Annotated in this window: 13 protein-coding genes; 7 read left to right on the top strand and 6 right to left on the bottom strand. The window is 62.9% G+C overall.

Features of this window, described 5'->3' with window-relative positions; all coding sequences use genetic code 11:
• Window positions 1-54 precede the first annotated feature (54 nt).
• Window positions 55-1,290: a cupin domain-containing protein gene (locus ON00_RS13525; protein ID WP_010406558.1), complete on the bottom strand. Its 1,236-nt coding sequence runs from the start codon at window positions 1,288-1,290 to the stop codon at window positions 55-57.
• 368 nt (window positions 1,291-1,658) lie between these two features.
• Here ON00_RS13525 and ON00_RS13520 point away from each other — a divergent pair, with 368 nt between their 5' ends.
• A complete protein-coding gene (locus ON00_RS13520; RefSeq protein ID WP_010406557.1) occupies window positions 1,659-2,021 on the top strand; it encodes an HdeA/HdeB family chaperone in 363 nt (120 codons plus the stop codon).
• A gap of 158 nt (window positions 2,022-2,179) precedes the next feature.
• Here ON00_RS13520 and ON00_RS13515 read toward each other — a convergent pair whose 3' ends face one another.
• On the bottom strand, window positions 2,180-3,022 hold the full coding sequence (locus tag ON00_RS13515) for an alpha/beta fold hydrolase (RefSeq protein WP_010406556.1): 843 nt from the start codon (window positions 3,020-3,022) through the stop codon (window positions 2,180-2,182).
• Between the two features lie 580 nt (window positions 3,023-3,602).
• Here ON00_RS13515 and ON00_RS13510 point away from each other — a divergent pair.
• Complete coding sequence (locus ON00_RS13510) at window positions 3,603-3,965, top strand: hypothetical protein (RefSeq protein WP_010406555.1); 363 nt, start codon at window positions 3,603-3,605, stop codon at window positions 3,963-3,965.
• Window positions 3,966-3,971: 6 nt separating this feature from the next.
• Here the strand turns inward: ON00_RS13510 and ON00_RS13505 are convergent, their stop codons facing one another.
• The 3 genes from ON00_RS13505 to ON00_RS13495 all read right to left on the bottom strand — a co-directional run bounded on the left by ON00_RS13505 (window position 3,972) and on the right by ON00_RS13495 (window position 6,540).
• On the bottom strand, window positions 3,972-4,640 hold the full coding sequence (locus ON00_RS13505) for a sensor histidine kinase (RefSeq protein WP_010406554.1): 669 nt from the start codon (window positions 4,638-4,640) through the stop codon (window positions 3,972-3,974).
• An 80-nt stretch (window positions 4,641-4,720) separates the two neighbouring features.
• Window positions 4,721-6,016 (bottom strand): MFS transporter, encoded by a 1,296-nt coding sequence (locus ON00_RS13500; protein WP_083834108.1) that lies wholly within the window; start codon window positions 6,014-6,016, stop codon window positions 4,721-4,723.
• A gap of 77 nt (window positions 6,017-6,093) precedes the next feature.
• Window positions 6,094-6,540, bottom strand: coding sequence for a hypothetical protein (locus ON00_RS13495; protein ID WP_010406552.1), 447 nt, complete (start codon window positions 6,538-6,540; stop codon window positions 6,094-6,096).
• 405 nt (window positions 6,541-6,945) lie between these two features.
• Between ON00_RS13495 and ON00_RS13490 the strand changes: the two genes are divergently transcribed.
• Window positions 6,946-7,614: a response regulator transcription factor gene (locus tag ON00_RS13490; RefSeq protein WP_010406551.1), complete on the top strand. Its 669-nt coding sequence runs from the start codon at window positions 6,946-6,948 to the stop codon at window positions 7,612-7,614.
• Between the two features lie 43 nt (window positions 7,615-7,657).
• Here ON00_RS13490 and ON00_RS13485 read toward each other — a convergent pair whose 3' ends face one another.
• Window positions 7,658-8,758 carry an FAD binding domain-containing protein gene (locus ON00_RS13485; RefSeq protein WP_010406550.1) on the bottom strand — a complete coding sequence of 367 codons (1,101 nt, stop codon included), beginning with the start codon at window positions 8,756-8,758 and terminating at the stop codon, window positions 7,658-7,660.
• Window positions 8,759-9,283: 525 nt separating this feature from the next.
• Here ON00_RS13485 and ON00_RS13475 point away from each other — a divergent pair.
• From ON00_RS13475 to ON00_RS13460, 4 genes are all read left to right on the top strand, one after another.
• Window positions 9,284-9,526 (top strand): histidine kinase dimerization/phospho-acceptor domain-containing protein, encoded by a 243-nt coding sequence (locus ON00_RS13475; protein WP_010406547.1) that lies wholly within the window; start codon window positions 9,284-9,286, stop codon window positions 9,524-9,526.
• A gap of 78 nt (window positions 9,527-9,604) precedes the next feature.
• Window positions 9,605-10,264: a response regulator transcription factor gene (locus tag ON00_RS13470; RefSeq protein ID WP_010406546.1), complete on the top strand. Its 660-nt coding sequence runs from the start codon at window positions 9,605-9,607 to the stop codon at window positions 10,262-10,264.
• Between the two features lie 101 nt (window positions 10,265-10,365).
• Window positions 10,366-10,719 (top strand): response regulator transcription factor, encoded by a 354-nt coding sequence (locus ON00_RS13465; RefSeq protein ID WP_211207125.1) that lies wholly within the window; start codon window positions 10,366-10,368, stop codon window positions 10,717-10,719.
• 291 nt (window positions 10,720-11,010) lie between these two features.
• Entirely contained in the window at window positions 11,011-13,293 is a 2,283-nt protein-coding gene (locus ON00_RS13460; protein ID WP_010406544.1) for a TonB-dependent receptor, read from the top strand.
• The last annotated feature ends 51 nt before the right edge of the window (window positions 13,294-13,344 follow it).

Raw genomic sequence — 13,344 nt, 5'->3', positions numbered from 1 at the left:
CACACGATCGGGGTCTGGCCGCCGAACGACAGGGCACCACCAAAGGTGCCAAGCCTAAGGGGACGGTCGATTGGTCGGGAGGGGGACGATACCCTGGGTTCCGACCGGAAATTTCGCCAGCGTCTCAGCGTCGATATTGAGGTGCTGGGTGACCAGCGCCGGGGGCAAATGGCTGAGCCAATTGGCGAGCGAGACCTCCTCATAACGATCCGAGCGGAACACCTCGACGAACTGCAGCACGTCATCGCCGGTATTTTCGACATAATGGCCGTAATTGCGCCGCACGACGCCAACGTCGCCGGGACGAAAATCGGTCGTGGTCGCCTTGGGGCCGGTGTTGAACACCGTCATGCGTGCGCTTCCGCGCAGGTAATATTGCCATTCGTCTGCATTGGGGTGCCAATGCATTTCGCGCATCCCGCCCGGCTCGATCGTGACCAGCGCGGTCGCCACGGTCTTCGCGATTGGAAAGTTGCGGCTGTCCGCGGTCTGGATGCTGCCGCCGCTATTGCTCTTGATGGCGGGCGAGCGCGACAGGCGGAAGATCACCGGCTCGGTCCCTTCCACGACCCTGGCCGCCTTGCGATCGGCGTCAAGATCGCCGGGTTCGTTCGCCGCGAAGATCCAGAGGTTGTGGAGCGGGATATCCTTGAACGTCTCGATCGGCATCCCGAAATTCTTGGCGAGCACCTCGGGCGGCGTGTGCGCGAACCAATCCGTGATGAGGAGGGTGTTGCTTTCGGACTGGGAGCCGTCGTCGAAGACGATGACGAATTCGGCACCGTCCGGACCGAGCCCCTGCAGCGAGTGCGGCAGGCCCGGCGGGAAGTACCACAGGTCGCCCGCCTCCACATCTTCAATGCTCGGGCGGCCGTGGCGATCGAGCGTGGTGACGCGGCAGCGCCCGCGCGTCATGATCGCCCATTCCGCCGTCTGGTGCCAGTGCAGCTCGCGGATGCCGCCCGCTTCGAGATACATGTTCACGCCAGAAATTTCGTCGGAGATCGCGAAATCGGCCTGTGTCAGCTCGCGTGCCCAGCCCCCAAGCTGTTGGCGGCGCGGCGAGATGTTGAACGACGACCAGAAGAACGGCTGGGTGCTGATGTCGGTCGCCGGCGCATCGATCTGCGACGGGAACTGGCTTTCGATCACCGGATTGCGCGGGCCGGTCATGCGGCTGCTTTTGGCGTCATCGGCAATGTTCACACGACCCTCGGCCGGCATATCCGGATTGCCGAAGACGGGGGCCTCATGATGCGGTGAAAGCTGCGCAGCGCGCGGGTCGGTCATGACGATACCTCGACTTTTACGGTGATCCTGACGCCGAACCAAGATCCGTTCGGGCTGTTTCACGGTATGACGAGCCGCTTTGGTGGTGATACCTATACGATCGTTTCGAGTTCTTCCCGTTGACGTCGCCGCATGTCCGCAGACAGATGCCGACACACAGCGTCGCGACCAACACGGGCAATAACGGTGTCATCTCTGGCCAGCGGATACCGATCGCGCCACCGACTCATATCAACGTATTATCAAAATGCGCCCGTCGCGCCGTTACTTTGGCGGCGATCGAAATCGCTTTGGCCGCACAGTACCGGCCGGAGTGTCAGATCGTCCCATGACCCACGCTTGCGAGCGTAACACGAAAGGTTCTTCCCATGCGCAGCTCCTCCTTCTTCGCAGCCAGCATCCTGATGGCCGCTTTGGCGACGCCGGCCTGCTCGCAGAGCACGGCCAAGAACATTCAGGTCAAGAACGGCGTCGTCACCACCGATCAATTCGTAAAGACGCGCAAAGGCGGCCAGGAAATTAGCTGCGAAGACTTTCTCGACATCGAGAACAAGTACAAGCCGCAGGCGATTTCCTATATCATCGGCTACAACAAGGCCCGCAATCCCAGCGTGAAGGCCATCGACATCAGCGCTGTCGACACGCTCACCCCGGTCATTGTCAGCACGTGCAAGTCGCACCCCAAGGGTTCGCTGCACGACACCGTCAGCACCGTCATCTACAAGCGCTGATACCCCCCCGGAGGGGGCGGGCCGCGCGGCCCGCCCCCCTTTTTTTGTCGGCTCGGGGATCGCGCCCGCCGGACACGGACACAGGCCAGCTGCAGATACGAAGAAGGGAGGGTGGATTGCTCCACCCTCCCCTTTTTGTCGTCGTGCGGATCCGGGGCTCAGCCCTTCACGAACGCGAGCAGATCCGGGTTGATGACGTCGGCATGGGTGGTCAGCATCCCATGCGGATACCCCTTGTAGATCTTGAGCGTGCCGTTCTGCACGAGCTTGACCTGCAGCATCGACGCGTCCTTATACGGCACGATCTGATCGTCATCGCCCTGCAGGATCAGGGTTGGCACCGCCATTGCCTTCAGGTCATCGGTCTGGTCGGTTTCCGAAAAGGCCTTGATGCCCTCATATTGGGCGATCGCGCCGCCCATCATGCCCTGGCGCCACCAATTGTCGATCACCCCTTGCGAAACCTTCGCGTCGGGTCGGTTGAAGCCGTAAAACGGGCCGGAGGCAACATCGCGATAGAATTGCGCACGATTGGCGGCGAGAGCGGCGCGAAAGCCGTCAAAGACCGATAGCGGCGTGCCACCGGGGTTGTTCGGCGTCTTCAGCATCAACGGCGGAACCGAGCTGACCAGCACGGCCTTGGCCACGCGTCCCTGCGGCTGGCCGTACCGCGCGACATAACGGGCGACTTCGCCCCCGCCGGTCGAATGACCGATGTGGACGGCATTGCGCAGGTCCAGATGCTCCACCACGGCCGAAGCGTCTGCGGCATAATGATCCATATCGTTGCCGGTATCGACCTGGGTGGAACGCCCATGACCACGGCGGTCATGCGCCACGGTGCGATACCCGTTGGCGAGGAAGAACAGCATCTGCGCGTCCCAATCGTCCGCCGACAGCGGCCAGCCGTGGTGGAACACGATCGGCTGGGCGTCCTTGGGACCCCAATCCTTGTAGAAGATCTCGGTGCCGTCCTTGGTCTTGATGAATCCGCTGGCCATCTTGGTATCTCCGGTGTGCTTGGGGGGAAGGGGGCGCGCAAAAGTTGCTGTGGGCAGCAACGTCGCGGCAGCGACGCTGGCGGTCCCGACAAGAACCGCGCGCCGGGACGGTTCACGCTTGAGGTTTGACATCCGCATTTGCCCTTTTTGGGAGGAAGGAATGGAGACGCTGCCCGAAGGAACGTCCGGTCGGTGCCAGGGCATAGGGATTCGGCGGTTGATCGTGTGTGACCACTGGTCCCGAATATGACCGGCACTGCCTATCTAGGTTTCGGGCCGCGCCCCCGACATTATACAATGGTTTGGAGACGCGGTTTGGAGCGGTCGTCGGAGCGGGCAGCCGCAGGAAAACCGCGCCACCGGCAGGCCTCGGCCATACAAACCTTGGTATGACTTGGATCGCGCCAGCGCCCCCATATTTCGAGGATGTTCGAGCAGTGCCACCCGCCATGATGCGCGTGGTGTGCCTGCGAGACGTGCCGCCCGTCCGCCATCGCGGAAGGGATCTCGGCGATGGCGGCGCACCTCCCCTGCCCCCCGGGTGCGCCGCCATGACGATCGTGTTCCACGGGAGATCGATATGGACGGACGCATTTTCCTCGGCTCGCTTGCGCTCATCCTGGGCGGCTGCTCGTCCAGCAAACCCGTTACGGTCGTGGGGTGCCCGGATGCAGCCGCGGTCGCCCCGGCCTCCATCGGCGGTGCCGGTTATGTCGCGGGATTGACCGGACGGCTGGGCGACGGCAACCGTGAAAATGTCGTCGAAGAGGCGGTCAAGGAGATGCGGCGAATGGACCCTGCCATCAGCCCCGACGCCATGACCAACGTGCTGATCGCGGCGGATTGCCCCCTGGCGGTCGCACGGCCGGACCATGATGCCAGCGCCGATCGCGCCCGGATCGCCCAATTCCGCGCACAGATCGATCAGATATTGCTTCAATAAAGCCGGTCAGCACCGATCGACCAGCAAGGTGAAGCAAGTCCCCGGCCGCATGTCGCGCCACGCATAGCGCGCGCGCAGCCGGTCCGCCATCATTGCGATCAGCCGTGTGCCAAGCCCGGTGCCCTGCGGGGCGACGCCGCCCGCCATACCGCGACCGCGATCCGAGACTTCGAGCTGATAGCCGCCGAACGGCATCGCCCGTAGCGAGATCTGGATATCCCCGGATTGGCCCGGATCATAAGCATATTTACAGGCGTTTCCGACCAGTTCCGACACAATGATGCCGATTGCGGTCGCGTTGTCCGCCGGCAGATGCAGCGCCTCCGCGTCGATGCGGACATGCCGTCCGCCGGCTGCATCGGCGCAGCTCTGCTCCAGATCGCCGGCCAACTCGCCGAGATAGGCCGCCATGTCGACCGAGCGGGCATCGCGCACTTGATACAACAGGCGGTGAACGCCCGCGATCGCGCCGATCCGGCGCTGCGTCATGTCCAGCGCGGCAAGCGCCAGCGGATCGACGATCCCGCGCGCCTCGATCGAAACCATGGCGGCAAGCAATTGCAGGCTGTTGGCGACGCGATGATTGACCTCGTCGACCGCGCTCGGTTCGGGCATCGGCGGCAACACTGTGATCTGGGGCGCGAAACCCGGCTTCGGACTTTCTGTTGCGATCATCGCACTTTCCTTCCAATTCTCCGGTGCAAACGTGTCACTCTGATCTCTTGGAACCACCGCAGATGCTATCATACGGAAGTTTATGCACAGCGCTTTCCGTATCGCATTGAGCGGGGTGCCCCGGAATCCTCTGCATCGCCGTTCGGGGCCGGGTGCAGGCCCAGGAAATGCCACCCGACCCATGCCGCGACGATGCACGCCAGCGCGCCGACCACGATCGCCCAGCGCGGACTGACCTCCGCAACAAAGCCGATTATTGTTGCGCCGATCGGCGTGGATCCGACAAAGGCGGTCGACCACAAACCCGTCACCCGACCGCGATATTGGGGCGCGGCGGCAAGCTGGATCGTGGAATTTCCGGTCGTGATGAAGGTGATGCTGGCCAGGCCCACCACGATCAGCACCGGTACCGCCACCGGCAAGGACGGCGCGAAAGACAGCGCCAGCATCGCCGCCGCATAAAGCGCGGCGGCGCGTACCAGGCGGGGCAAGCCCGTTGCCGGACGGACCATGCAATAGAAACCACCCAGCACCGACCCCGCGCCGAACGCGCCGAGCAGCCAGCTATAGGTCACAGGTGCGGGGTTCAGCTCCATCTTCGCGAAGATCGGCAGGCTGACCTCAAACTCGTAGGTAAAAGTGCCGATCAGCGCCATCATCGCGATCGGCCCGATAATCTCGGGCACGGTCGCGGCATATCGCAGGCCCTGCAGCACCTGACCGCGCGCGACCGCTACGCGTTTTACCGGGAACAGCGCGCGGGTGTCCATCGTAGCGAGCGCGAGCAGCACGGCTGCAAAGCTGATGGCGTTGATGAGAAAGCACCATCCGATGCCGACCGTGCTGACCAGCCCGGCGGCGACCAGCGGCCCAAGCGCCCGCCCGACATTGACCATCGTGCTGTTGATGGTGACGGCGTTGCGGATCAGACCCTTGCCGACCATTTCGGGGATGAAAGCCTGGCGGGCAGGGTTGTCGAGTGCCGAAAGCGTGCCAAAGACCAGCGCCACGACGAACACCACCCACATCTGCATGTGATGCGACAGGACAAGAGCGCCCTGCAGCACCGACAACAGCGCCAGCGAACAGGCGGTGAGGATCAGGATGCGGCGCTTGTCGTGGCGATCGACGATCAGGCCGGCATAGGGCGTCAGCAACAGCACCGGCAGATACCGCGCGGCGGTGGCGAGGCCCACCGCGACCGCCGAATTGGTCAATTGCAGGACGAGCAATGCCTGTGCGACGGTTTCCGTCCACGACCCGACCAGGCTGATGCCCTGGCCCGTGACGAACCGTCGAAAATTGGGGGTTCCGAGGGCGGCGAACGGCGGCATCGGGCCTGGCAAGGCTAGGCCGCTTGGATCCGTGTCTGGCATTGGCCCTCCCCTTCAAAAATCAAAAAGGCGCGCCGCAAGCATCGGATGCTCCAGTCGAGCGGCGCGCCTGCTTGCCCTTACCAGCCGCGATAGCGCCCGAAGCCCCAGCCGCGGTTGAAGCCGCCCCAGGCACCCCAGTTCCAGGCCGGATTCGCGTAATCCTCCGCCGCCATCTGCTGCGTGTCGGCCAGCTTCTGGGCCTGCATCGCCTTCACATACGCCCCGTAAGCCTGTTGGGTGCCGACATAGATGCAGTTGCAATTCTTGGTATCGGCATAGACGTAATGCACCATCTGCCCCTTCACCCGGCGGATGAATCTGTTCTTGGGGAGTTGGGCGATCATCGCGACGCGCTCGGGCGTGCTGGCCGGGCGATCGACGAAACCGGCGGCGAGCAACGCGTCTTCGGTTTTCTGAATGCTCTTGGTCGAAGCTGCCATTGCCGGCGCAGACAGGCCCACCACCAACAGACCAACCGCCGTCAGGGCGGCGAATGGGCGCGCATAGCTATTTCCGTTGCTCATTAGAATTCTCCTCCGATTCGACCAGCGCCACACCGGCGCCGTTTCCTGACCAGGACAAAATCGCCCCAGGAGGCACCAGGCCTCGGGTCTCATCTAGAAATTCGATGCAGCCGTTAAATTTATACTTTCGTTTAAAGATACTTAGCGTTTGAAAGCGCTGTACATCGTCTCGGGTCGCAGAAGCATTTCTGCAGCGTCTGCGGCCCGCTCCCTTTCCGCGCGCCCGGCAAAAGCGCGCGGTACCACAGCCTACGCCCCTGTGCCCGACATGGTCGTTCGCGCCACCATACCTTGGTGTAGGGCGGCTGCTCGCTTGGATGGTAGCCCGTCCCAAGCGACGGATGGCATATTCCCCTCGGTCGAGCGGCTGCGGCTGCCCGTTGACGAGCAAGCGGGAGACACGCGATGAGCATTTCGGAAACAGCAAGCCCCCCCGCCCTCATCTGCGTGATCGATGACGATCGCGACGTTTGCAGCGCGATCGACAACCTGTTGCGCGCGGCGGGGTTCATGGTGCGCACCTTCACCGCGCCCGCCGACTATCTGGCCTGCCCCCGCGCAAAGGATGCGGCGTGCCTCTTGCTGGATGTCCGTCTGAATGGAGCGAGCGGTCTCGACTTCCAACGGGAGCTGCGCGAGCGCGATGCCAAGGTTCCGGTCATCCTGATGACCGGATATGGCGACATCCCGATGACGGTGCAGGGCATGAGAGCGGGCGCGGTCGATTTCCTGACCAAGCCCTGCGCCGATGACAAGATCCTCGCGGCAGTCGCCGAGGCGGTCCGCCTCAACGCCGTCCGCCGGGCCGAGACGCGCAAAAGTGACACGGCGCGCCCGCTTTACGAGACGCTGACGCCGCGCGAGCGCGAGGTGATGAGCCTGGTGACAGCCGGCCTGCTCAACAAGCAGGTGGCAGCGCGCCTTGGTGTCAGTGAAATCACCGTCAAGATTCACCGCGGAAACATGATGCGCAAGATGCGCGCGCAATCGCTTGCCGACCTGGTGCGCATGGCGGAAGTGCTCGGCGCGCGCGAAGAAAGCGCGGCCCGCTTCGCCGCGCCAGTGCCGTTCTAGGCGTCCCAACACCCGTCCCTCTAAGCCCGGCGCGCGTGGCCGATCAGGCCATGAAGGCCCCCAGTCGCCGACCATATTGCGTGATCGCGCGCCCAACCGGCAACCGCTGGCGTTGATAGTGCAGCAAGGCCTGTTCGACGGGCGCGCGCGCCAGTGCCTCGACCAGTGCCAGCGAATCCGCCGCCGCCTTGGCCACCCCCATCGCGGTGTGCGGACGCGCGACGAAGGCACTGTCACCAACCAACGCCAAGCGGCCACGGACCATCTGCGGGGTTTCATAATCGAAGATCGCTTGCACAAACGGCTCCGGCTCGGCGTGCAGCGCATCCCTGAATTGCGGCGGCAATTGCGTTTCGGCGTCGTGGCGCAAGGTGGACCTGGCCGCGTTCGATAGTTGCTTTGGCGCAAGGGAGAAGGGGTGCACCCGCCCCTCGCGGTCCGTCAGCGTGGCGCTCAGATCCGCTTCGCGTCGATACCACACCCAATTGTACCGCCGATGGCCTTGATCGATCTCGCCGCGCGGCCCCGGCACGACATAGCCCAGCGCCTGCGTCCGCTGCGCCGTGTAGAAGGCGAAGCGGTCGAGCAAGGTGCTCGCCGCCGATGCCGACAAGGCGTTTTCCGGGATCAGCCCACGCCAGGCGACATAGCCGGTACAGCGCGCATTTTGCGTGCCGCCGATGACGGCCGACCGCACCGCCGACCCGATCCCGTCGGCACCGATCACGAGATCCGCCTCCGCGCGCGCACCGTCGGCGAACTCGATCCAGGCCAAGCCGTCGTCCTGGCCCGCGCGCTGGACCAGCCGCCCGAGGCTGTAATTTTGCTCGCCAACAAGCGCGCGCAGGCCGGTGTAGAGATGATCCCACGACACGTGCAGTTGCGGCGTGGCGGCGCGGTCGACGATGCGACCGGCCAGGTCGAGAAAAATCCGCTCCCGCGCGACCACGCCCACACTCGCCAAATGGTTGAGTCCGAGCATACGCAAGGTCGCGAAGACATCCTCCTGCGGCACCAGCCCGGCACCGCGCCCGGCGAGACCCGCGCGCGACCGCTCATAGACATGGACCGTGTGCCCGGCCTGTTGCAGCAACGCCGCCGCAAAGAGCCCGCCAAGCGAGCCTCCTACAATCGCAATCCGCATCACGCGCCCTTCCCGTCCGTGGGGACACCAGCGCTATCATAACGGGCCGCAACAGCGGGCCGGTTGCTATGGCATTCATGGGGCACATCCTGAGGTTTCGGATGAGCGCCGTGTATTGGTCGGTATTCGGCGCAGTAATCATACAATCGTATATTCGGTGGGCTTGGAACATGGTCGGCATTTTCCAACCGCGCCAAACGCGCTGCGCAAGGGCATCCGTCCCCGCGAACGTCATGCTGTCTTGATATGGACCGCCGCGCTTTTCGATGTCGGCGCGCGCGATCTTACAGGGACGGCAAAAGACGTTTTGCGTCGCCACGGGGACATTCGACCGATCCGAACAGGCACGCGCGCACCGCTCAGCAAAGCTGGGCGCAATATGGGACAAGCTTTGGTTATTGTGTGCGATTTCGACAATAATCGTCCGCCGCCGCTGGTATCGTAACGTCGTATGCGGCCACGCATTTTTCTTCGCGCTTACCGCTTCACGGCTCCCCTCCAACCGCAATGGACTGGTGAAATCGAATGACACCAAGCGATGCCAACGGCACCGAAGGCGGCAAAGGAGAAATCCAGGCCGCTTCGATCATACACGAGATCAACCAGCCGCTTTCCAGTATCCTCTCCAATGCCGGTGCCGCGCTGCGCTGGCTCAAGCGCGATCACCCCGATCTTGCGGAAGTGGAGAGCAGCCTGCGCGATATCCAGAAATGCGCCGAACACGCCGCCGCCATGGTCCGCACCTTGCGAAACCTGCCCCAGCCATAGGACAGCCCGGCAAGACGCGGTAAAGCGCAAAACCCCGATCGCGGCGATGGTCGGGAGACGGGAAGGAAGGGAGATCGGGTGACACGACGGACGCAGGAGACAGACGGCAGCGATCATCACGGCGAACCGACGGTCATCATCGTCGATGATGACGCACTGGTACGCTCTGCGATGGATTCGCTGTTTCGCTCGATCGGCCTGCGAACGCTCACCTTCGATTCAGCGCAGACGCTGTTCGAACACGCGTTGCCAAAAGGGCCCAGCTGCCTGGTGATGGATGTCCGCCTGCCGCGCATGAACGGGTTGGAAATCCAGGCGAAACTGATGGAACGTGGTGACCGCGCGCCGATCGTTTTCATCACCGGGCATGGCGACATTCCGATGAGCGTGCGCGCCATGAAGGCGGGCGCGATCGACTTTCTCGCAAAGCCGTTTCGCGACCAGGATATTATCGATGCCGTCGAAACCGCGCTCGACCGCGACCGAAAGCGGCTGGAGGACGAAGATGCGATCGCCGCGGCCGCACAGCGCCAGGCCTCGCTGACACCTCGCGAACGCGAAGTGATGGAACGCGTCGTGGCCGGGCTGATGAACAAGCAGATCGCCGCCGACCTTGGCCTCAGCGAAATCACCGTGAAGCTGCACCGCGGCAGTATGATGCGCAAAATGGGCGTGCGCACGGTCGCCGATCTGGTACGGCTTTCCGAGGCGATCGGGCGGCGCGGCGTCCCATCCTAAACTTGTGTATGGTTTTGCGCGCCCCGCGAACGCTCTAGCAGGGAAGCGGTCGCCAAAGTCGGCCATGACCAGGAATTTCGATGACCTTGCAGCAGCGGACGGTGGCGATTGTCGAGGATGACGACCTCGTACGCTCGGCGACAGCTAGCCTGATCCGTTCGCTCGGCCTGGAGGCCGCGCAATTTCCCTCTGCGCCCGAATGCCTCGCGGCCTACCCTGACCAGTTCGGCTGCATCATCTCCGACATCAACATGCCCGAAATGTCAGGCCTGGAGTTTCAGGACGCGCTTCGCACGCGCGGCATTGCGGTGCCGCTGATCTTGATGACCGCTTATCCGACCGACGACCTGCTCACCCGCGCGCTGAACAACGGTGCGCATTGTTTTTTGCAGAAGCCGTATAGCCCGGACACCCTGGTCGATTGCCTGGCGGACATCTTCGGCCCGCTCGAATGAACCGCGCCACACCGGCCTGAGATGCGCTAAATAGCGCGGCACGGCCCGTCTCTGGCCCGGCGGCTCTGCCACCACCACGACCATTGCTGCCGTAGCGCCGTCGCCCTCCCTCCGACCTTATGCTCGCGACCGTCCGTCGGGATGACGCGGTGCGGCGACGCTGCGAGAGGCTGCCGGGACACCAAAAACCGAGCGCAACATCCGCTTGAATACCGATGTAAAGAAAGATATACCCGTCAGTATCAAAAGATGCCGCGTGATCAAGCGTGGCCGAAAAATAGGGGAGTTCGGATGCTGCGACGCTTTTTGCTGGCGCGTTACGCGCCTTTGGCCATGCTGATGGTGCCCGCCCTTGCCCATGCGCAAACGGCACCCGTTACGCCTCCCTCCCCGCCCGCCTCCGCCGATCAGGACGGGATCCAGGATATCATCGTCACGGCAACGCGCCAAAACACCTCGCTAAGCCGAGTCCCCGGGGCAGTCAGCGCAATCACCGGTGCCGATCTCGGGCCGGGCGGGGTCTCCAATATCGGTGACCTTCAGGTTGTCGTCCCCAACGTGTCGATCGGCGATCAGTTCGGCGTCAACCGGACGTTCATCCGCGGCGTCGGGCTGAACAATTTCGATGTCGGTGGCGAAGGCGCGGTCGCCTTCTTGCAGAACGGTGCCATTCTGCCCCGCCCGGCGCAGCAGCTGAGCGGTTTCTTCGATCTCGAGCAGATCGAAGTGCTGCGCGGGCCGCAGTCGATCCTCTACGGACGCGGCGCAACCGCAGGCGCGATCAATCTCGTCACCGCGCGCCCGAAGGAGGAGCTGCAAGGCTTTATCCGCGCGACCTACGGGGACTATAACGCCAAGATCATTGAGGGCGCGGTTGGTGGCAGCGTGTCCGGGGACGACCGCCTGCTGGCGCGGATCGCCGGCAAATATGAAAAACGCGACGGCTACGGCAAGAATTTGTTTACAGGCGGCGACGTCGACGATCGCGACGCATACGCGCTGCGCGGCACGATCATCGCCAACTTCAATCCGTCGGTGCGCGCAACGCTGGTCCTCGATCATTTCAACGAGGACGACCACAATTACGCGTTTCACTATTTCGGGCCGTCGGTCGTTCCGGAAAACCAGCTGCCGCATACGCTGCTCGGCGGCAAAACGGTGATCGGCTATTATGCGTCGATCGGCCAAACCCCCAACCTGCGCAATATCTATTCCGATCAGGAAGCGATCAATCGTCGCAAAGGCTATGGCGCGACCGGAACGCTCGACTTCAATCTGGGCGCGGCCACGATCAAAACGATCACCGCCTATCGCAGCTTCGACCGTTTTCAGCGCGACGATCTGGATTCGTCACAAGTCAATTTGGCCGGCCAGAACAATTACGTCGAAAAAAGCAGATCGTTCAGCCAGGAAGTCACGGTCAATTACCAGCGTGGCGGCTTATCGCTGCTGGGCGGCGCGATGTATCTGCACGAGAAGCTGTCGGGCCAGGTGCTCGTGCCGACGACGAACTTGGCCTTGCTGTTCGGGCTGCCGGCGAGCACGTTCGACAATGGTGCCTATGAGCAAAAGGGCGTCGTCAAGATCGACGCCGTCGGCGTCTATCTGCAGGCCAGTTATGAGCTCAGCCCGGCGGTGAAGGTCACGCTCGGCGGTCGCTACAATTACGAGCATCGCAGCGGCGATGGCTATTTTCGGTTCGATGCGATTGGGCTGAACATTCCAACCAACGTCGCGAAAGGATGGTCGTCGGTTACGCCCAAGGCGCTGATCGAATATCATCCCACCACGACGACGATGCTGTACGCCAGCGTCACCAAGGGTTTCAAATCGGGCGTGATCAATGTCGGGAGCACAGACCCGGCGATCGATCCTGAAACGGTATGGAGCTATGAAGGCGGGTTCAAGCAGCGCTTCGCCAACAATCGCGTACTCCTGAGCGGCGCGATTTTCTATTATGATTACAAAAACTTGCAGGTTAGCTTCGTCAACGCGAACAGCATCGTCCAAACGATCAACGCAGCGACCGCGCGCAACTATGGCGGCGAACTCGAGCTGGAAGCGCGGATCGTCGGCGGCCTCTCGATCAATGCCAATGCGTCGTATCTGAATGCCAAGTTCACGAAGTTCTGCAACGCCTATTACGGTGCCGCCTTTCCGGCGCGCGCAGGCATCTCTTATGCGCCATGCCCCAACCAGCCGGGCCTGGTCGATTTGAGCGGCAACAGTCTTCCCAATGCGCCGCGAACGTCGTTCGGCGGTGGTTTCAACTGGGATGTGCCGGTCGGCAGTGGAAAGATCACGCTGAACGGCGACGCGAAGTGGCAGTCCAAGGTCTACTTCACCGAGTTCAACAATCGCGACGCCGAACAGGGCGCATATGCGATGGCCAATGCCGGTCTGACCTATCACGCCGCCAAGGATCGCTGGTCACTCGGCGTATGGGTCAAGAACATCGGTGATGAGTTCGTGATCGCAAACAACATCATTGCGGCGGCCACCTATCAATTCCCGCGGGTCGGCTCGTTGATGCCGCCAAGGACGTACGGCGCTACGCTTGGCATCAATTTCTGAAGCCTGCCTGATGGCAGCGCTGGTGCGGTCGGGGTAGACCGGCGCGTGGCG

It is taken from the genome of Sphingomonas echinoides ATCC 14820, from assembly GCF_000241465.1.
GTDB lineage: Bacteria > Pseudomonadota > Alphaproteobacteria > Sphingomonadales > Sphingomonadaceae > Sphingomonas > Sphingomonas echinoides.
This window is presented reverse-complemented; position numbering and strand designations above follow the sequence as displayed.